Origin of the sequence: Streptomyces sp. col6 (assembly GCF_008042035.1) — a bacterium.
Lineage (GTDB): Bacteria > Actinomycetota > Actinomycetes > Streptomycetales > Streptomycetaceae > Streptomyces.
Window position 1 is genome coordinate 110059 of record NZ_RDBL01000002.1, and the last position, 19838, is coordinate 129896.

General features: G+C 70.7%; 12 protein-coding genes. 5 read left to right on the forward strand and 7 right to left on the reverse strand.

The features are described from left to right. Positions 1-7 precede the first annotated feature (7 nt). Positions 8-403 (reverse strand): NTP pyrophosphohydrolase, encoded by a 396-nt coding sequence (locus tag EAO73_RS00615; protein WP_147969482.1) that lies wholly within the window; start codon positions 401-403, stop codon positions 8-10. 185 nt (positions 404-588) lie between these two features. Here EAO73_RS00615 and EAO73_RS00620 point away from each other — a divergent pair, with 185 nt between their 5' ends. Further along, the gene (locus tag EAO73_RS00620; protein WP_147969483.1) at positions 589-1719 is read left to right on the forward strand and encodes a hypothetical protein; all 1131 of its coding nucleotides are present in this window, start codon (positions 589-591) and stop codon (positions 1717-1719) included. A gap of 49 nt (positions 1720-1768) precedes the next feature. Here the strand turns inward: EAO73_RS00620 and EAO73_RS00625 are convergent, their stop codons facing one another. After that, the gene (locus EAO73_RS00625) at positions 1769-2869 is read right to left on the reverse strand and encodes an LCP family protein (RefSeq protein WP_147969484.1); all 1101 of its coding nucleotides are present in this window, start codon (positions 2867-2869) and stop codon (positions 1769-1771) included. Positions 2870-3205: 336 nt separating this feature from the next. Between EAO73_RS00625 and EAO73_RS00630 the strand changes: the two genes are divergently transcribed. The 3 genes from EAO73_RS00630 to EAO73_RS00640 all read left to right on the forward strand — a co-directional run bounded on the left by EAO73_RS00630 (position 3206) and on the right by EAO73_RS00640 (position 10634). Then, positions 3206-4807, forward strand: a complete 1602-nt coding sequence (locus EAO73_RS00630) for a hypothetical protein (protein WP_147969485.1) — start codon at positions 3206-3208, stop codon at positions 4805-4807. A gap of 206 nt (positions 4808-5013) precedes the next feature. Further along, positions 5014-6174 (forward strand): CDP-alcohol phosphatidyltransferase family protein, encoded by a 1161-nt coding sequence (locus EAO73_RS00635; protein WP_147969486.1) that lies wholly within the window; start codon positions 5014-5016, stop codon positions 6172-6174. Beyond that, entirely contained in the window at positions 6171-10634 is a 4464-nt protein-coding gene (locus EAO73_RS00640; protein WP_147969487.1) for a glycosyltransferase, read from the forward strand. The genes EAO73_RS00635 and EAO73_RS00640 overlap by 4 nt, the downstream gene beginning before the upstream one ends. A 64-nt stretch (positions 10635-10698) precedes the next feature. Here EAO73_RS00640 and EAO73_RS00645 read toward each other — a convergent pair whose 3' ends face one another. Next, entirely contained in the window at positions 10699-12384 is a 1686-nt protein-coding gene (locus EAO73_RS00645; protein ID WP_224756126.1) for a hypothetical protein, read from the reverse strand. 233 nt (positions 12385-12617) lie between these two features. On the opposite strand from EAO73_RS00645, the gene EAO73_RS00650 reads away from it, so the two are divergent. Continuing rightward, positions 12618-13922: a phosphodiester glycosidase family protein gene (locus EAO73_RS00650; protein WP_147969488.1), complete on the forward strand. Its 1305-nt coding sequence runs from the start codon at positions 12618-12620 to the stop codon at positions 13920-13922. Between the two features lie 102 nt (positions 13923-14024). On the opposite strand, the gene EAO73_RS00655 is transcribed toward EAO73_RS00650, so the two are convergent. The 4 genes from EAO73_RS00655 to EAO73_RS00670 all read right to left on the reverse strand — a co-directional run bounded on the left by EAO73_RS00655 (position 14025) and on the right by EAO73_RS00670 (position 19711). Continuing rightward, positions 14025-16157: a 3-hydroxyacyl-CoA dehydrogenase NAD-binding domain-containing protein gene (locus tag EAO73_RS00655; protein WP_147969489.1), complete on the reverse strand. Its 2133-nt coding sequence runs from the start codon at positions 16155-16157 to the stop codon at positions 14025-14027. Then, positions 16154-17380, reverse strand: coding sequence for a thiolase family protein (locus tag EAO73_RS00660; RefSeq protein WP_093705129.1), 1227 nt, complete (start codon positions 17378-17380; stop codon positions 16154-16156). The genes EAO73_RS00655 and EAO73_RS00660 overlap by 4 nt, the downstream gene beginning before the upstream one ends. 277 nt (positions 17381-17657) lie before the next feature. Continuing rightward, on the reverse strand, positions 17658-18932 hold the full coding sequence (locus tag EAO73_RS00665) for a ribonuclease D (RefSeq protein WP_147969490.1): 1275 nt from the start codon (positions 18930-18932) through the stop codon (positions 17658-17660). A gap of 116 nt (positions 18933-19048) precedes the next feature. Further along, a complete protein-coding gene (locus EAO73_RS00670) occupies positions 19049-19711 on the reverse strand; it encodes a helix-turn-helix transcriptional regulator (RefSeq protein ID WP_018100712.1) in 663 nt (220 codons plus the stop codon). Positions 19712-19838: the final 127 nt, after the last annotated feature.

The window sequence follows — 19838 nt, forward strand, 5'->3', positions numbered from 1 at the left end:
CCCCCGTTCACGCCCCGGGGCGCACCGTGCGCGGGCCCGTGCACCGCGCCCCGTGCGCCTCGACCCGGCGCCGCAGCTCCCGGTCCGCGGTGACGACGACACAGGGCCGCGGCGAGGGCTCCGCCGCCGCGCCCGCCGCCAGCTCCGCGATCAGGTCGTCACCGCTGTCCGGGGCCGCCTCCACGCGCACCCCCGGCACCGGAGCGACGTCCCGGGCCCGCCCCTCGACCACCAGGACCAGGTCGACGGGGCCCGGCAGACCGGGCAGGCCGTCAAAGGCGTAGGGCGCCAGTGAGTCCCGCAGCCGTTCGGCGGCGCCCCGCCGGTCCCGCCACCAGCCGTCCGGGACGGACCCGACGACATTGGCGGCGTCGACGATCACCAGGGGCAGCGGGCTCGGCATGGGGCCAGGGTGCCACGCCCCGGCGGCGTACGCGGTTCCCGGACCCCGCGGATGTGGGCCGGACGTGGTGATTCCATGGGTTCGAACGGTGATTCTATGATGGGTGCTCCCCGACTTCCGGGTGCCGGTGGTGACACAAAGCCGCAGATCGGGAGCGGACCATCACGGAAGGAAGACGCCACGACATGCGAGTCAGGTCGAGACGTGCCCAGGGGAGCGCCTCGGGCAAGGGCGACGATGCCCCGCGGGACGCCGTGAGCGCGCCGGGGACCGACGAGACCCCGGTCGACGGACGCTGGCTCGTGCGTGGCAAGGACGGCCGGCTCACCGCGTACGCCCGCAACGGGGACGGCATCCTGCGCTGGACCGAGGAGTGTCCGGGCGGACCCGGCTGGGAGGGCCCGGAGTTCTTCCCCGCCCCGGATCTGAACCACCTCGGCCTCGCCCAGGGCGCGGACGGTTACGTGCACTTCATCGGGCGCCGGACGGTCCGGGGCGACGAGGGCCCGCCGCAGGTCGACCTCGTGCACGCCATCCAGTACCAGACGGGCCGCCCGGTCACCGCGTGGCGGACCCTGGGCAACCCGTACAAGGACGGGGACGAGAGGGCCGCCCGTATCGGCCCGCCGGCCGCCGCCGTCGCCCCGTCCGGCACGGTCCACGTCTTCGTCCGCAACGCCAACGGCGGGATGATGCTGCGCCGCGAGGCGAAGAACGGCAAGTGGGAGGCGTGGAAGGACCTCAGGGGCACCCTGGGCAAGGAGACGATGGCCCTCGCGGTCGCCGAGTCGGGGCGCATCGAGCTCCTGGTCCCCGGCACCAACAAGGCCATGCGATGGGCCCAGAGCGAGCCCGGCGGCGCCTTCCAGAAGGGCGACAACCTGAACGTCAAGATCGCCGGTGGCGCCGTCAGCGCCCTGGAGACCGCCCCCGACCGCACCACCTACTACTGGACCGACGCCACCGCGGGCACCCTGGTCGCCCACCGCCCGGACACCCCGTCCATCACGATCGGGGACACCCCGGCCGAGGGCCCGGTGGCCGTGCTCCGTGCCGAACTGGACGACTACGACTGCACCGTGCTCGCCCACCGCGCCCGTGACGGCCGTGTGCTGCTCGCGGCCTGCGGTACGGAGAACGAGGCCGGCGGCCTGTGGTGGGCGGCGACGGGCGAACGCACCTCGGCGCCCCCGGCACTGGCGCTCGACGGGCAGGGACGCGTGGTGCTCGCGGTGATCGGCGAGCGCGGCGGGCTCTACGTGGCCCGGCAGAACGACGAACCGGGCCTCGCGCTGGGGCCCGCCCGGCGGGTGTGAAACCGGTACGGCCCCGGGGTGTTCCCGGGGCCGTGCGTGTGACGTTCCGTCAGCCCTGGCCGAGGGCCGGGGACTTCCGGGCCGACTCGGGGATGGGCGTGTCCTCGCGGATCGCCTTCCACAGGGCCTTGGCCCGCGACTCGACGGCGACGACGCGGTTGTGGTCGATCTTGTCGTACTCGACGGGGAGCATGATCGTCTCCATCGACTCCGGGTCGACCCCGTTCATCGACCGGCCGAACTTCGCGAGCGAGGTGAGCGAGGCCAGCTCGTCGTCGGTGGTCAGCGCCTCGGTCGCGGAGTTGGCGATCTTGTAGGCGCTGGTCGGACTGCCCAGCAGGTCCTGCTTCTTGACCTCGCTGAGCAGGGCGACGAGGAACTGCTGCTGGAGCCCGATGCGGCTCAGGTCGGTGCCGTCGCTGAGGCTGTAACGGGTACGGACGAACTTCAGGGACTCGGTGCCGTCGAACTTGTGCGGTCCGGCGTCGACGTTCAGCCCGGTCTTCTTGTCGTGGATGGGCTCCTTGACGTCGATGTTCACCCCGCCGATGGCGTCCACGAGCCCCTTGAACCCGGCGAAGTTGATCTCCAGGTAGTGGTCGATGCGCACGCCGGACATCTTCTCGACGGTCTTGACCACACAGGCCGGACCGACCTGGGAGTAGACGGAGTTGAACATCACACGGTCCTTGCCCGCCACCGTCGAACCGTCGGCCTTGGAGCACTCGGGCCGGGTCACCAGTGTGTCGCGGGGTATGGACACCGCGACAGCCTTGTCGCGGCCCTCCGGAATGTGCACGACCAGCGCCGTGTCGGACCGCGCCCCACTGACCCCGGCACCGCCGCCCAGCTTCTTGTTCTCCGAACCGGCCCGCGAGTCCGAGCCGAGGACCAGCAGGTTCTGCCCGCTGGTGGGGAGCTTCTCGGGCCGGTCGTCGCCGAGCGCCTTGTTGATGTCGACGCCCTTGATGTTGCCGTCGAGGCGGCTCCAGAGCCACCACGCGGTGCCGCCCGCGGCGACGACGAGCACGAGGGCCGATATCAGGATCACTCGCCGGATGCGCTGGCCCCGCGTCCGAACGCGCTTGCGCCCGCGGCGGGAGGTCTCCGGGGAGCTCCCCTGGCCGGGGGTGGTGGCGTCTTGGCTCATCCTGAGTGAGTCCTCACAGCTTATGGCCTGGTCAGGGCGCAGGTGATGGGGCTGGGACTCGGGTGGGGGGTGGAGCCGGTCCTCGTTTTCCCGGGATGAGCACTATAAACACTCGATCAGGTGTGCGTACGAAGGCTGTGGCGCAACTGTGACAGACCGGGCAGTCCGGGGCAGGTGTGGCGGTGACCGGTCGAGGGAGAAATTGATCATGTCTGTCCGAACCCACCGGACATCGCCGCGCTATGGGTGGATTTCCTGACCGAAGCGAGAGTGCATATCTTCTTCGGAGCCGGGATGTCCACCAACCCGGTTCCACACACGAGGGGGGCGGGGCGCATGGCACGCAGAGGGGAGCGCCGGTCCGAGCGCGGCAGGCCGGGGCGGGAACGCGTGCGTACGGCGCGGGAGGGCGACGCCGGCGGCGTGGCGATCGTGGTCGCGACGCCGGGGGACGCCCTGGAACCGCTGGCGTTGCAGGGGAGCGGTCCGTCGGTCGACATCGTCTGCGCCCAGCCCGGTACGCCGGACGAACGGGCCGCGCTCGGGCGTGCCGTGGCCGACGCGGCGGCCCGAGGCGTCCGGGTGGCGGACGAGCCCTGGGTCATCGACGCCGAGCCGGGGAAGACCACCGCCCGCGTGCTCGACGCCCTGCGCGAGCTGCGGCCGCTGCTGGTGACCACGCTCGACCCGGACCCCGAGCACACGTCCATCGACCTGGAGGCCAACCGCCCGGTCGTGACCGAGCCGCCGCTGCGCGGCAGTGTGGCGCGCGCCACGATCGCCGCCGCCCGCACCTATCAGCGGGAGTGCGGATCGCCGGTGTTCGTGCGGTGCCACCGCGCGGGGGCACCGGCGACGCTGGGCGACCGTGCGTGCGCCCGTCATCCGCTGCCGCTCCGCTGGCTCGTCAGGGGGGTGGACGGGCGGCTCTCCGCCTATCTGCCGTCGGCGGCCGGGGTGTTGCGCTGGACCGAGCGGCGCGTGGGCGGGGACGAGTGGAGCGGACCGGAGCTCCTCGAAGGGCCGGACCTGCTGCCCGGCCTGGAAGTGGTCCAGGACGCCCAGGGCTATGTGCACCTCTTCGGGCTGCGCCGCAGGAAGCGGCCGGACGGCGAGAAGTACGTCGATGTGGTCCACACGACCCAGTACCAGAGCGGGCGCCCGCCCGGCCCCTGGCACTCGGCGGGCAATCCGCACGGCAACGACCCGGCCAAGAGCCGCGAGGTCGGCTTCCCCGCCGCGGCCTTCGACGCCGGGGGCGGCCTCCATGTCTTCGCGCGCAACATCGGCCACGGCATCAGTACCCGCCGACAGGGGGCGGACGGACGGTGGAGCGCCTGGCAGCACCTGCGGGGCGTCATGGTCGCCGACGAGCTGACCGCGCAGTCCGGCGGCTCGGGCGATCCCGAGGTCTGGGCCAGGGCCCGGGACACGGCGGCCGCCATCCGCTGGCACCGGGGGACGCCGCCGGGCGAGTGGACGCTGGACGCCACCGGCTCGGTCGGCCCCGTCCCCGGCAGCCTGTCGGCGGCTCCCGATGCGGGGTCGGTGCGCTACCGGTACGCGGGGAGCAACGAGGTCTGTGTGCAGGTGCCCGGGGCCGGAGCGGTGAGCCTGGGAGGCCCGGACGGTACGGGGCCGGTGGCCGCGGTCGCCGGCGTCGGCATCCAGGGCTGGGGCTGCACGGTGCTGGTGCGGTCGGGGGAGTCCGGCGCGTGCCTCGTGGGCGCGCACGCGGACGGGCGGCCGGAGGGCGGTGTGTGGTGGTTCGACGCGGGGGAGGCCTCGGTGGTGCCTCCCGCCGTGGCGGTGGACGGCCTGGGCCGGGCGGTCGTGGCGCTGCTGGGCGCCGACGGCCGGCTGCGGGTCGCACGGCAGGAGCCGGGGGCGAGCGGCCTCGCCTTCGCTTCCTGGACCGTGGTGCGCCCCACGGTCTGACCTGGGGCCCGGCCGTGGTCGGGCGAGCGCGCGTGACCACCTTTGACAGTTTCGGGTTTGACCTTGGCCTTGATAAGGTTTGATTCTGTCTTTATGTGGATCACAGATGAAGCTCCTGTGTCCATTGTGTGAACGCCCCTTGATTGCGACTTCTTGCAGGCCGATGGGGCCGCGTTGACCGCGTGAGTCGTGTTGTCTGAGGGGTTATGGGGAAGCTGTCGCTGCGCGCCGTTCAGAAACTGACATGCAAGAAGCGCGATGCCTGGTGGACCGTGCTGCTGGTCGACCCCGTCGCCACGCGCATGCTCATCGGGATGGCGAAGTTCAGATTCATCACGCCGAACCGGGTCACCTGGTCCGCGCTCTTCGTCGGCCTCGGCTCCGCGTACTTCTTCCTCAAGGGTGACACCGGCTCCCTCGTGATCGGGGCCGCGCTCTACCACCTGAGCTTCATCCTCGACTGCATCGACGGCAAACTCGCCCGCCTCAAGGGCAACGGCACCGTCTTCGGCGGCTGGCTCGACTACGTCTTCGACCGCATCAGGGTCCTCTTCTGCGCGCTCGCCCTCATGGGCGGCCAGTACCTGCGCACCCACAACGAGCTCTACCTCCTCGCCGCCCTGGCCGTCGTCTTCCTCGACATGCTCCGGTACGTCGACGCCCTGCAGATCTACAAGATGCGCATGTCCATGCGTATGAAGATCGAGAAGGTCACGCTGGAGCGCAAGGCGCTGGAGGACGAGCAGGCCCGCCACGACGCCACCGACACGGCGGCCGACCAGCCCAAGGTCGTCTTCATCGAGGACCTGCTCCGGGAGAACCCCGGCGTCGAGGCCGAGGTGCTCAAGCAGCAGAGCGGCGACGTCGTCGACCTGCACGCCCAGTTCCGCAACCGCTTCCCCTGGTACACGCGCTTCCGCCAGGCCCTGCTGCGCAGCCGCATCCGGCCGCACCTGATCAGCGGCATCGAGTTCCAGATGTTCATCTTCATCGTGGCCCCGCTGATCGGCCAGATCTTGTGGACGACCGCGATATCCGCGGCGGCGCTCGGCCTCTTCGAGCTCGTGATCATGTACAAGTTCTGGCTGTCCACCCGTGACTTCACCCGGCTCATGGAGAAGCTCGCCACCGAGCCCTCGAAGGCCGGCGTGATCGCCGAACACCTCCACCGGGGACGCCACCGCCGCGCCGGTGACGCCGACGACCAGCCGCAGGCCCTGGCCGAGAAGTTCCCGCTTCCCGAGCAGGACGACGATCTCGGCTTCCAGCCGTACCCCCGGCCCTACACCCCCCACGCGGCCGACATCGAGACGCAGCAGCTCCGCGCGGTGCCCTACTGGGCCGAGAGCGAAGGGTCCGTACGATGACCCCGCCAGCCGACCCGTCGCTGTACACCGTGACGGTCGTGGTGCCGGCGTACAACGCGAGTGCCACGCTCGGCCGGGCCCTCCAGTCCGCGCTGGCCCAGACGCACCGCGCCGTCGAGGTGATCGTTGTGGACGACGCGTCGGCCGACGGGACGCTCCAGGTGGCACGCGAGTTCGCGGCCGGCGACCGGCGCGTCCGGATCGTCGAACGCCCGCAGAACAGCGGCGGCGTGGGCGCGCCGCGCAACAACGGCATCATGGCCGCCACCGGTCAGTACGTGATGTTCCTCGACGCCGACGACGAACTGCCGCTCAAGGCGTGCGAGACCCTCCTGCAGTCAGCGCTCACCACCGGGGCGGACATCACCGCGGGGCGCGCGCTGCGGGTGAACCTCGCCAAGGACGAGATCACCGTCTGGCAGTCCCAGCTCTACGGCACCGACCGCACCGTCGAGGGCGGCCTGCGCGCCATGCCCGAACTCCTCCAGGACCCGATCGCGGCGGCCAAGCTCTACCGGCTGGACTTTCTGCTCAACCACGGCATCCGCTTCCCCGAGGAACTCTTCTTCGAGGACACCTACTTCTCGACCGTCGCCTGGTACTCCGCGCGTTCGGTCACCCTGCTCGCCGCCCCCGTCTACCGGTGGATCTGGGAGCGGGAGACCGACACCCCCTCCATCACCAACCGGCGCGGCGAACTGCGCAGCATCCGCGACCGGGTCCTGGTGCACCAGTACGCGGACGCGTTCCTCGTCCAGCAGGGCGAGCAGGAACTCCTCGCCCACAAGGCGGCCAAGTTCCTCTCGCACGACCTGCGGCTCTACACGCCCGAACTGCGGGCGGGCGACCCGCAGTTCCGGGCCGGATTCGCCGGCTTCGTGGCGCCGTACCTCCGGTCCCTGCCGCCCGAGGTCTACGACCTGTGCGGCCCGCTGGAGCGCGTACGGGCCTTCAGCCTGATGCACGACCGGGTGGACCTCGCGCTCACCGTCTCCGACTACACCCAGCGCCGGAGCGTGCTCAGCTCCGACCTCGTGCGCCGTGACGACAAGGTCTACTGGTCCGCCTCGCTGCTCGGCCGGCCGGAGGCCGAACGGTTCCTGGACGTCACCGACCTCGATCTGACCGGCAACAGCCTCTCCGACGCGCGGCTGTTCAACCAGGCCACCCTGGTGGAGATCCGCAACGGCACGCTCCACGTCACCGGCTACATTCGCAACCAGTTCGGCAGGGTCGGGCCGAAGGACAAGCTGGAACTCACCGCGGTGCTCCGCCGCCGCAGCACCAAGGCCGACCACTCCTTCGACGTGACCGGTGTGGACGTCGACGAGGAGTTCATCCGGTACCACACCACGGTGGACCTGGCCTCCACCCTGGGCGCGGCCGACCGGGCCGGCAACTGGAACCTGTTCATACAGATACGGCACGGCGGGGAACGGGCCACCACCACCGTCGCGGTCTCGGGCCTCGACATCGGGCGCGAGCGCTACCAGGGCCCCCAGGACACGTACGAGATCTACGAGACGGTCAGCGGCAATCTCGCCCTGCGTCCGGAGACCACCGAGCAGCAGACCGTCGACCACCCGCGCGGCACCCCGTGGCTCTGGTGGCAGAACGACCCCGCCCGGGCCCCCGCGGCACCCCCGCCGGAGTCGTACGAGGCCGCGATCGTGGTGCACTGCCACAACGACGAGTACAACCTCTACGAGTTCCTGAGCTCCCTGCTCGCCCAGCGTGAATTCGCCGCGACCCAGGTGATCCTCGTCGACGACGGCTCCACCGACGCCACCTCCGCGCAGCTGGCCGACTTCGCCGCGTACCACGGCAACGTCGAGGTCGTCCCGCAGATCAGTCTCGGCGCACGCTCCAGCTACGACAACGGCCTGCGTTACGTGCACGCGCCCTACGTCATGTTCGCCCGCGCGCAGGACATCCTCGGCGAGAACTGCGTGGGCCGGCTCGTGGCCGCCGCCCGCCGGTGCGAGGCCGACGTGGTGGTCGGCGACCAGGACAACTTCCCCGGGCCGCGCAGCAGTGCCGACGCGCCCTGGAGGCGCTACTTCGGAACGGACGCCCCCCGTATCAGCCGGCTGGACAAGGCGCCCTACCTGATCTTCTCCGCGGAGCTGGGCACCAAGCTGTTCCGTACCGCCCTGCTGCGCCGGCACGGCCTGCGCACGGGCCACGGCCCCGGCTTCGAGGAGGCCTGGCTCACGGTGCCCGCCCTCCTGCACGCCCGTACGGTCACGACCGCGCCCACCGCCACCTCGTACACGCGGGACCCGGAACGACGGGACTCGCTGTTCGACCTCGCCTGGAACGACCCGGTCAAGACCCAGGAACTGATCCGCCTCTGCCGCCACATCATCCGGATGACGGAGCGGCTGAACGCCCGCGACGCCCGGCTGGCCATGCGCTTCGTGGTCCGCTCCATGCAGCCGCATCTGCGCAACATCCACCGGATCATGAGCCGGGCGGAGATCGCCGGCGTCTTCCCCGCCCTGGTCGACGTCTACCGGCCGATACCCGACGAACTGATCCTCCAGTACGCCGGCGTGCCGATGGCACGTCTCCAGCACCACGCCGTACGGACCGGCAACTACGAGCTGTTCTGCGACCCGTACGCCAAGCCCGCCTACCTGCCGCGGCTGCTCGTCGACGAGGAGGGGCTGCACCGCCGCCTCGAAGCGGACCGCACGGAGACCACGCTGCTGCGGGTGGACCGGCAGAAGGCCGTGCTGGAGACCTTCGTCCCCGACGGCGACCAGCTGCACTTCGAAGGACTGCTGGTGCTGTCCGGCGTCGACATCGCGCGGCTCTTCACCAACCGCCTCGAACTGGTCCTCAGCGACGGACGCCGGGAGGCCGGTCTCGCGATCGAGCAGGTCTACCGCCGCGACCGGTGGCGCACGCGCAAGGAACAGGACTGGTACGCGGGCTGGCGCGCCACCGCACGCCCCGGCGACCTCGCCGGGCTCTCCCACCGCGATCTGACCCTCCGCGTCCGCGTCCACGACGGCGAACGCAGCCACGACATCGCCGTCGAGGCCCGTCAGATGCTGCACCGCTTCAAGGGCGTGCACCGTTCGGGCCGGGCCCGGGTCCGGCTGACCGTCGCCGACGACGAGTCCGTGACCCTGCGCCGGATCAGCGGACCGGTCAACAGGGCGCGTCACAAGCTGCGCCGCCTGGCCGAGGAGATACGCAACTCGCTGCCCGGCCGGTCCGGCTGGCGCACCCGGCTCCTGTACTGGCTCACGTATCCGAGGCTGCACCGCAGGAACATCTGGATCATCGGCGAGCGCGAGGACACGGCCCAGGACAACTCGTACCACCTGTTCAAGTGGATCAGGGAGAACGAGCCGAAGCGCAAGGTCTTCTACGCGATCAACGGCGACGCCCAGGACCGCGCGAAGATCGACCACCTGGGCCAGGTCGTCGACCGGCTCTCCTGGAAGTACCGCGCCTACCTGCTGCACGCCACCCGGCTGATCAACGCCTACGATCTGGAGGCCTACCTCGGCTTCCCCGGCCTGTCCAAGCGGGCCTTCCTGCGGGGATACGGCGACCTGCTGCGCTACAAGCGCGTCTTCCTCCAGCACGGTGTCGTCTACAACGACGTCGTCGGGTCCATCCACGCACAGGTCACCAACGTCGACATGGTCCTCACCACGGGCCGCAGCGAACGCGCCTACTACGCCGAGCACTGCGGGTACGGATACGACAGGGTCGCCGCCACGGGGCTGCCGCGCTACGACGCGCTCAAGCCGCTCGACGGCCCGCGCAAGGTCCTGGTCATGCCCACCTGGCGACGCGACATCGTGGCCCCCTCGTACAACAGGGCGGCCAAGCCCGAGATCCCGTTCGCCGCCTCGGAGTACTACCGGTTCTTCTCCGCGCTGCTGCGCGACGAGAGGCTGCTCAAGGCGCTCCAGTACTACGGCGTGGAGCTGGAGTTCATGCCGCACTACGAGATCCGCCCGTACCTGAAGCACTTCCGGATCGATCACCCGTCCATCACCGTCTCCTCGACGGGCCGGGACGTGCAGCTGGCGATGCGCGAGTGCTCCATGCTGGTCACCGACTACTCCTCGGTGTTCTTCGACGTCGCGTACATGGGCAAGCCGATCGTCTACACGAACTTCGACGACGAGGCGTTCTACAGCAAGCACTACAAGCGGGGCTACTTCGACCTGGCACGCGACGGCTTCGGCCCCGCCTGCGGAACGGTCGACCGCGCGGTGGACGAGATCATCGCCTCCATCGCCCGCGGCTTCGAGGTCGAACCCGAGTACCGCCGCCGCGCCGAGGAGTTCTTCGTCCTGCGGGACACCAACAACTGCCGGCGCGCCTTCGACGTCATCGACACGATGGACGCCACGGCGGGTGGCGACCCGGGCCGGATGTCGGCACCGCTCGTGATGGGGCGGCCGGAGGAGCAGGAGAGCGAGCGGGCGTGAATGCGGGCGGGGGCTCCAGGGCTCTCCGCCCCGAATTCCCCCGCCCGTTCTCCCGGTCCCGCTGTCAGTCCAGCGTGATGCTTCCGGCGGCGGCCGAGAACAGCGACCCGCCGGTGCTCAGCGAGATATAGACCTCGTACACACCCGGTGCGGCCTTCTGCAGGTCGACCCCGTTGTATCCCGAAGTGGCGAAATAGGCGAAGTCGTAGTTCCCGAAATCGCCCCGCCGTACGTGCTTGCGGATCACCGCTGTTTTGCGTGACATTCCGAGCCGGAACGAGTGCGTGGTGCCCTGGCCCTGCAGCACCAGATAGTACTGACCGTGCCCCCGGTCGCCCGCCTCGATTCCATGGACGAACAGCGCACCCTCCACATGCAGGGTCCGTTCCTTCAGCCAGGACGATTCCAGGGAGAAGACCGTCTCCGCCGAGAACTGGCCGACAATGGGCCTGCGTATCAGCCGGACCCGCTTTCCGTCGCCGATCAGAACCGCTTCGTTCCCGCCGACGGGCCGCCTGATGTCGAAGGGGCGGCGAGCCACCAGAGCGGTACGCCTGTCTATTCCCTCGGCCGGGCTCGCCACGCGAACGGAGAGGTTGTACGTGCCGACCGGAAGGCCCTTCATGGAGATACCCGAGGGCGATTCGGGTTCGAATCCGCCGTGGGGATAGTCGCAGGAGAACCGGTCGAAGTACTGGCTGTAGAGGTACTTGGCGTCCGTCGTGGCCAAGGGGTATTCGAAGTGGCGGCTCCCGCTCTCCATGATCAGGCTCTTGGTCGTCATGGACTGCGCATAGGGGGATTCGCCGGGTATGAACGCGTCCCCGGACAGGATGATGCTCGCCCCGCGGATGTCCTGCTTCTTCACCACGGCCGTCAGGGCGTCCGACGCCCGCAGCTCGTACAGGTAGGACTGCCGCTCCGCCTCGTTGACCTGCTGCTTTCCGTTCTCCACGAAGCCGATCCGGGGGTCGGCCCCCTCGGTGAGCGCGGACAGCACACCGGCGATGAGCGGCATGTTGTACCCGGACACCTCGCCGTGCTGACGCACCATCGGGGAATCGGTGCGGATGAGGTTGAAGTTCTCGCAGGCCCAGAAGAGCTGGAGATGCGGGTTGATCTCCGTTTCGTACTGCTCGTCCGCCTCGGAGGTGAACAGGTAGATGTTGTGCCCCTGTCCGCCACGCGCCTTGAGCATGTCGGGCACCGCGCCGTCGAGCACATCCACATTCTGCTGCGGCATCGTCTCGCCCAGCATGTACTGACCGGTCACCGGCCTGTCGCGGACATAGCTGCCGATCAGGAACTGCGGCACCACGGTGACGATGTTCCGGTACCCGTACCGCAGGCCGTAATAGAGGGCCGCGCTGCCGCCCTTCGAGACACCGAGAAGGCTCACCCGGTCCCGGCCGAGACCGAGCCGGGCGAGCGTACGCTCGATGAGCCCGGACACCGACGCCTCGATACCGAAATCCATGTTCCGGCACATGTAATAGCTGTAATGGCCGTCGAAATCGTCCCGGATCCACAGGATATTGGCGCGCAGATCCATGAGGGATTTACCGGCGAAGTGATAACCGTTCGGCGCCCCGAGCCCGGAGAACACCACGATCAGATGCTGTGCGTCTCCGTCGGCGGGCCGAAAGCGGTACTCGACGGGGAAAGGGCCCGTGGTGTCCGTCTCGGTGACCACCCGGCGCCGGTCGGCGGCCGCGCGATTCGGCACGAGAGGAGGGAGTGCTGTGGTCATCGAGATACGCTGCCTGCTCTTGTGTGATTCCTGACACGGCCCCGGACGGAAGCCGTCCGAGTCTATCCGGCCCTCGCGCCGTCAGTCGAGCCCGAATTCGGCACGAATGATCCGACCGGGCACGGGCGCGTTGTTGATAGCATCCGAACCGTCATATGGCTGGTATCCGAGGCGAATCCCCGCGCGGTACCCGGACAGATCCTGTTCGTTGTCCGGGGGCAGGGGAGTGGGACATGAACGGACGACGGGCCGCGCGCACACCGGCGCTCCTGCTCGCCCTCCTGACCGCCGCGTGCACCGCACAGCCCGTCACGGGCCCGGACGACGGCGACGCGCCAGATCCCCGGCCTTCCACGGGCAGTTCACAGCCGGCGGAGGACCTTCCCCACGGCATCACGTTCCGGCAGTCCGTGCGCAGGCTGGCGGACGGCGGCCCGGTCCGGGTCAGCGTGCTGGCCGTGGCGCCGGACGCCCCGGCCGACATCCGGACCGGCCACGGCGGCACGGTGGCCAGGACCGACACCGTCCTCGACCTCGCCCGCGCGGCCGACGCGATCGCCGCGGTCAACGGCACCTACTTCGACTCGGACTCCGCGCGCTACAAGGGCGACCCCCTGGGCCTCTACGTCTCCGACGGCACTCTCCTCAGCGAGGCCACCAACGGGCGCACCGCGCTGATCCTGCCGGGGCGCGGCGAGCGGCCCCGGATCACCGAGCTGCGGTCCGCCACCTACGTCACCTCGTCCGACGGCGCCCGCGCGGTCGTGGACGGCACCGACCGGGTCCCGGGGCGGATCGTCGGCTGCGGGGGCGTCGGCGGGGACCGGCGCACCGACACCGGGGCACGGACCGGGGACCCGCTGCCGGGGCGCGTCTGCTTCGACCCGGACGAACTCGTCGACTTCCCCGACCAGTGGGGGGCGCCGACCCCGGGCGCCGACCGGCACAGCGTCGAGGCGGTGCTCGACGCGCACGGCACGGTGACGGCGGTGCGCACCCCCGCGGGCGGCCCGGTTCCGGCGGGCGGTCGCACCCTCGTGGGCATCGGCACCGCGGCCGGCTGGCTCCGTGCGCACGCGACGCCGGGCCGCACCCTCACCGTGGAGTCCCATGTCACGGACCCGGACGGCTCGGCGGTGGACACCGAGGGCGCCTCGATCGTCGGAGCCGGACCCGCGCTCGTGCGCCACGGCCGGGCCTGGATCAACGCGGCGGCCAACGGGGTCTCCCAGGCAGCCGTCAGCAGCCGCTCACCCCGCACGGTCGCCGGCATCCGGCCGGACGGCACCCTCCTGCTCGTCGTGTTCGACGGCCGCCGGCCGGGCGTCAGCGAGGGCGTCAGCCTGACCGAGGCGGCCGGCGTCCTGGTGTCCCTCGGCGCCGAGGACGCCATCAACCTCGACGGTGGCGGTTCGAGCACCATGGTGGTCCGGGACAAGGTCCGCAACAGCCCCTCGGACCCCGGGGACACGGACGAGGAACGCCAGCGCAAGGTCTCCAACGCGCTCCTCGTCGTCCCGCGACGCCTCGCACCCTGACGGCCCGGCCCCGAACAGCACGACGGGCCGCACGGGAAGAATCCCGTACGGCCCGTCCCACCGGACGAACGCCCTGCGCCGGAACGTTCGCCGGGCGGATCGCTACGCCGGAACGCTGGCCACGCCCTGCGCCAGGAACTTCTTTCCGTTCACACGCTCGGAGACGCCCTCGCGGTCCAGGTACGGCGTGATGCCGCCCAGGTGGAAGGGCCAGCCCGCGCCGGTGATCAGGCAGAGGTCGATGTCCTGGGCCTCGGCGACGACGCCCTCGTCCAGCATCAGGCCGATCTCCTGCGCCACCGCGTCCAGGACGCGGTCGCGGACCTGCTCCTCGGACAGGACGGTGTCGCCCTGCTTGAGGAGGGCGGCGACCTCCGGGTCCAGCTCCGGCTTGCCGGAGTCGTAGACGTAGAAGCCGCGCTTGCCGGCCTTGACCACGGCGGCCAGGTTCTCGGAGACCGTGAAGCGCTCCGGGAAGGCGCGGTTCAGGGTCTCGGAGACGTGCAGGCCGATCGCCGGGCCGACGAGCTCCAGCAGCACCAGCGGGGACATCGGCAGGCCGAGCGGCTCGATGGCCTTCTCCGCGACCTCGACCGGGGTGCCCTCGTCGATGACGTTCTGGATCTCGCCCATGAAGCGGGTGAGGATGCGGTTGACGACGAACGCCGGGGCGTCCTTCACCAGCACCGCGGTCTTCTTCAGCTTGCGGGCGACACCGAAGGCCGTCGCCAGCGAGGCGTCGTCCGTCTGCTCGCCGCGCACGATCTCCAGGAGCGGGAGGACCGCGACCGGGTTGAAGAAGTGGAAGCCGACCACGCGCTCGGGGTGCTTCAGCTTCGAGGCCATCTCGGTGACCGAGAGGGACGAGGTGTTGGTGGCGAGGATCGCGTGCGCCGGGGCGACCGCCTCGACCTCCGCGAACACCTGCTGCTTGACGCCGATCTCCTCGAAGACCGCCTCGATGATGAAGTCGGCGTCGGAGAAGCCCTCAGCCTTGTCCAGCACACCGGTGACCAGGGCCTTCAGGCGGTTGGCCTTGTCCTGGTTGATGCGGCCCTTGCCGAGCAGCTTCTCGATCTCGGCGTGGACGTAGCCCACACCCTTGTCGACGCGCTCCTGGTCGATGTCGGTCAGCACGACCGGCACCTCCAGGCGGCGCAGGAAGAGCAGGGCGAGCTGGCTGGCCATCAGGCCCGCGCCCACCACGCCGACCTTGGTGACCGGGCGGGCCAGGTTCTTGTCCGGGGCACCGGCCGGGCGCTTGGCGCGCTTCTGGACCAGGTTGAAGGAGTAGATCCCGGAGCGCAGCTCGCCGCCCATGATCAGGTCCGCGAGGGCCTGGTCCTCGGCGTCGAAGCCGGCGGACAGGTCGCCGTCCTTGGCCGCGGCGATGATCTCCAGCGCGCGGTACGCGGCCGGGGCGGCGCCGTGCACCTTGGAGTCGGCGATGGCGCGGCCGCGGGCGACGGCCTGGTCCCAGGCCTCACCGCGGTCGACCTCGGTGCGCTCCACCGCGACCGTGCCGTTGAGCACGTCGGCGGTCCACACCAGCGAGCGCTCCAGGAAGTCCGCGCCCTCGAAGATCGCGTCGGCGATGCCGAGCTCGAAGACCTGCTTGCCCTTGAGCTGGCGGTTCTGGTTCAGCGAGTTCTCGATGATCACCGAGACCGCGCGGTCGGCGCCGATCAGGTTCGGCAGCAGTGCGCAGCCGCCCCAGCCGGGGACCAGACCGAGGAAGACCTCGGGCAGCGAGAACGCGGGCAGCGCCTTGGAGACGGTGCGGTACGAGCAGTGCAGCCCGACCTCGACACCGCCGCCCATCGCCGCGCCGTTGTAGTACGCGAACGTCGGGACCGCGAGGCCGGAGAGGCGGCGGAAGACGTCGTGGCCGCCCTTGCCGATGGCCAGCGCGTCCTTGTGCTCCTTGAGCAGCTCGACGCCCTTGAGGTCGGCGCCTACCGCGAAGATGAACGGCTTGCCGGTGATGCCGATGCCGGTGATGGCGCCGTCGGCGGCCTCCTTCTCGACCTGGTCGATCGCGGCGTTCAGGTTCGCCAGCGACTGCGGTCCGAAGGTGGTCGGCTTGGTGTGGTCGAAGCCGTTGTCCAGTGTGATGAGGGCGAAGCGCCCCGCACCGGCCGGCAGGTCCAGGTGGCGTACGTGCGCCTGGGTGACGACCTCGTCCGGGAACAGCTCGGCCGCACCCTTCAGAAGCTCGGTGGTGGTGGTGCTCACTTGTCGCCTCCGGCGTTCTCGAAGTGCGGGTTCTCCCAGACGACCGTCGCGCCCATGCCGAAGCCGACGCACATGGTCGTGAGGCCGTAACGGACCTCGGGCTGCTCCTCGAACTGGCGGGCCAGCTGGGTCATCAGCCGGACGCCGGAGGAGGCCAGCGGGTGACCGTAGGCGATCGCGCCGCCGTACTGGTTGACGCGGGCGTCGTCGTCGGCGATGCCGTAGTGCTCCAGGAACGCCAGCACCTGTACGGCGAACGCCTCGTTGATCTCGAAGAGACCGATGTCCGAGATGGACAGGCCGGCCTGGGCGAGGGCCTTCTCCGTGGCCGGGATCGGGCCGTAGCCCATGACCTCGGGCTCGACGCCCGCGAAGGCGTAGGAGACCAGGCGCATCTTGACCGGGAGGCCCAGCTCGCGCGCGACGTCCTCGGCGGCGAGCAGGGAGGCGGTGGCGCCGTCGTTGAGCCCCGCGGCATTACCGGCCGTCACGCGGCCGTGGGCGCGGAAGGGGGTCTTCAGGTTGGCCAGGGACTCCATGGTGGTGCCCGGACGCATCGGCTCGTCGGCGGTGACCAGGCCCCAGCCCGTCTCACCGGCCTCCGCGTTGGTGCGGCGCACCGAGACCGGCACCAGGTCCTGCTGGATCTTGCCGTTGGCGTACGCCTTGGCGGCCTTCTCCTGCGAGCGGACCGCGTACTCGTCGGCGCGCTGCTTGGTGATCGTGGGGTACCGGTCGTGCAGGTTCTCCGCGGTCATGCCCATGAACAGGGCGGACTCGTCGACCAGCTTCTCCGACACGAACCGCGGGTTCGGGTCGACGCCCTCGCCCATCGGGTGGCGGCCCATGTGCTCGACGCCACCGGCGACGACGACGTCGTACGCGCCGAAGGCGATGGAGCCGGCCGTCGAGGTGACGGCGGTCAGGGCGCCCGCGCACATGCGGTCGATGGAGTAGCCCGGGACGGACTGCGGCAGACCGGCCAGGATGCCGGCGGTACGGCCGAGCGTGAGGCCCTGGTCCCCGATCTGCGTGGTCGCGGCGATGGCGACCTCGTCGATCTTCTTGGGGTCCAGGTCCGGGTTGCGGCGCAGCAGCTCCCGGATGGCCTTCACGACGAGATCGTCGGCGCGGGTCTCGTGGTAGATGCCCTTCGGGCCCGCCTTGCCGAACGGGGTGCGGACGCCGTCGACGAAGACGACGTCCCGGATGGTACGAGGCACGATGGCTCTCCTCCAGGGTGCGGGATGGCACTGCTGCGGGGCGCGCCCGGAGGCACGCCACTGCGCTCATGCTACTTGCGGGTAACCAGACTGCCCACCCCCTGTGGCCGGAGCGGCGAAGGTCACATGCGGAAATTGTCCGCGGAAGGGCGCCCCACACACCGCGAATGGCCCGGACGGACTCGAAAACGAGTCCGTCCGGGCCATTCGCGATACCTGCGCGGCCGCGTGGAAGCTGGCGTGAATACGCCCCTCCGATGCGCCTCTGTCCTATGCCCTACGCGGTCTGCGAGAGCGCGCGGAGCAGCAGCGGGGCCACCTGCTCGATCTGCCAGTGCCGCGCGCCGTACCCGGCGAGCGCGGACTCGACCGTCTCCGGCGTCGGGTTCTTCGGTGGTTCCCAGCAGATCCGGCGCACCGTGTCCGGCGTCATCAGGTTCTCCTGCGGCAGGTGCAGCCGCTCCGCGAGCGCGGACACGGCGGCGCGGGCGGCCGAGAGCCGGGCCGCGGCGGCCGGGTCCTTGTCCGCCCAGGCGCGCGGCGGGGGAGGGCCCGCGACGGCCTGGCCGGGCTGCGGCAGCTCCGTGTCGGGCAGCGCCTTGGCCCGGTCGACGGCGGCCTGCCACTGCTCCAGCTGGCGTCGCCCCATGCGCGGTCCGAAGCCGGGCAGGGCCGTCAGGGCCTGGGTGTTGGTCGGCAGTGCGAGCGCGGCCTCGATGATCGCCCCGTCGCCGAGCACCTTGCCGGGCGAGACGTCCCGCCGCCGGGCGATCTGGTCGCGGGTGTTCCACAGCTCGCGTACGACCGCCATCTGCCGGCGGCGGCGGACCTTGTGCATCCCGGAGGTGCGGCGCCACGGGTCCTGGCGCGGGGGAGCGGGCGGCGCCGAGGCGATGGCGGCGAACTCCTCCTGGGCCCATTCCAGCTTGTTCTGCCGGTCGAGCTCGTCCTCCAGCGCGTTGCGCAGGTCGATCAGGAGCTCGACGTCGAGCGCCGCGTAGCGCAGCCAGGGCTCGGGCAGCGGGCGGGTGGACCAGTCGACGGCGGAGTGGCCCTTCTCCAGCGAGTAGCCGAGGACGTTCTCGACCATGGCGCCGAGGCCGACGCGCGGGAAGCCCGCCAGCCGTCCGGCCAGCTCGGTGTCGAAGAGTCCGGTCGGTGTCATCCCTATCTCGCGCAGACAGGGCAGGTCCTGCGTCGCCGCGTGCAGGATCCATTCGGTGCCGTGCAGCGCCTCGCCGAGTCCGGACAGGTCGGGGCAGCCGACGGGGTCGACGAGCGCGCTGCCCGCCCCGTCACGCCGCAGCTGTACGAGGTAGGCGCGCTGGCCGTAGCGGTAGCCGGACGCCCGCTCGGCGTCGACGGCCACCGGGCCCGAGCCCGCGGCGAAGGCGGCGATCACCCCGGCCAGGGCGTCGTCGGACGCCACCACCGGCGGAATGCCCTCGCGCGGTTCCAGCAAGGGGATCGGCGCCGGGGCGACGTCGTCCGGGGGAGCGCCCCCGGTGGTTCGCAGTGATGTGTCTGCTGCGGTCTCTTGGGCGTCGGTCACGTGTCAAGGGTATCTGTGTGTGCGCGGCGGCGGCCGACGGAACGTTCCGTCGGCCGCCGCCCATGCGCGTAATCCAGCCGGTTCCGCGTTCCCGCGCACCGGCCGGGTGCGGAGGATCAGTGGATGATGCCCGTCCGCAGGGCCACGGCGACCATTCCTGCGCGGTCTCCGGTGCCGAGCTTGCGGGCGATGCGGGCGAGGTGACTCTTGACGGTCAGGGCGGACAGGCCCATGGAGACGCCGATGGCCTTGTTGGACTGGCCCTCGGCGACGAGCCGCAGAACCTCCACCTCGCGGCCGGAGAGTTCGCGGTAGCCGCCCGGGTGGCTCGGGGTGCCGGGGGGCCGGCGGTGCATACGGGCGGCGGTGGCGCCGATGGGGGCGACGCCGGGACGGGCCGGGTGGCCGATGTTGGTACGGGTGCCGGTGACGACGTAGCCCTTGACTCCGCCCGCGAGGGCGTTGCGCACGGCGCCGATGTCGTCGGCGGCGGACAGGGCGAGACCGTTGGGCCAGCCGGCGGCTCGGGTTTCGGACAGCAGGGTCAGCCCGGAACCGTCGGGCAGGTGGACGTCGGCTACGCAGATGTCGCGCGGGTTGCCGACGCGGGGACGGGCCTCCGCGATGGACGACGCCTCGATGACGTCACGTACTCCGAGTGCCCACAGATGGCGGGTGACGGTGGAACGGACGCGCGGGTCGGCCACGACGACCATGGCCGTCGGCTTGTTCGGGCGGTAGGCGACCAGGCTTGCGGGCTGCTCTAGGAGAACGGACACCAGGCCTCCTGGGGAGTGGCGGGACGGGCCGGCTCGGGGATGAAGCCGGGGCGAACCGTGCTTGAAGGGTCATTGACTCCTTCGGCAGCAGACCCCTGCTCCTTTAGGGGAAGATCACGATTTGTTG

Excerpts from the sequence above, each read along its gene's own strand:
- EAO73_RS00615 (WP_147969482.1), bottom strand. The coding sequence starts at position 403 with ATGCCGAGCCCGCTGCCCCTGGTGATCGTCGACGCCGCCAATGTCGTC.
- EAO73_RS00620 (WP_147969483.1), top strand. The coding sequence starts at position 589 with ATGCGAGTCAGGTCGAGACGTGCCCAGGGGAGCGCCTCGGGCAAGGGC.
- EAO73_RS00625 (WP_147969484.1), bottom strand. The coding sequence starts at position 2,869 with ATGAGCCAAGACGCCACCACCCCCGGCCAGGGGAGCTCCCCGGAGACC.
- EAO73_RS00630 (WP_147969485.1), top strand. The coding sequence starts at position 3,206 with ATGGCACGCAGAGGGGAGCGCCGGTCCGAGCGCGGCAGGCCGGGGCGG.
- EAO73_RS00635 (WP_147969486.1), top strand. The coding sequence starts at position 5,014 with ATGGGGAAGCTGTCGCTGCGCGCCGTTCAGAAACTGACATGCAAGAAG.
- EAO73_RS00640 (WP_147969487.1), top strand. The coding sequence starts at position 6,171 with ATGACCCCGCCAGCCGACCCGTCGCTGTACACCGTGACGGTCGTGGTG.
- EAO73_RS00645 (WP_224756126.1), bottom strand. The coding sequence starts at position 12,384 with ATGACCACAGCACTCCCTCCTCTCGTGCCGAATCGCGCGGCCGCCGAC.
- EAO73_RS00650 (WP_147969488.1), top strand. The coding sequence starts at position 12,618 with ATGAACGGACGACGGGCCGCGCGCACACCGGCGCTCCTGCTCGCCCTC.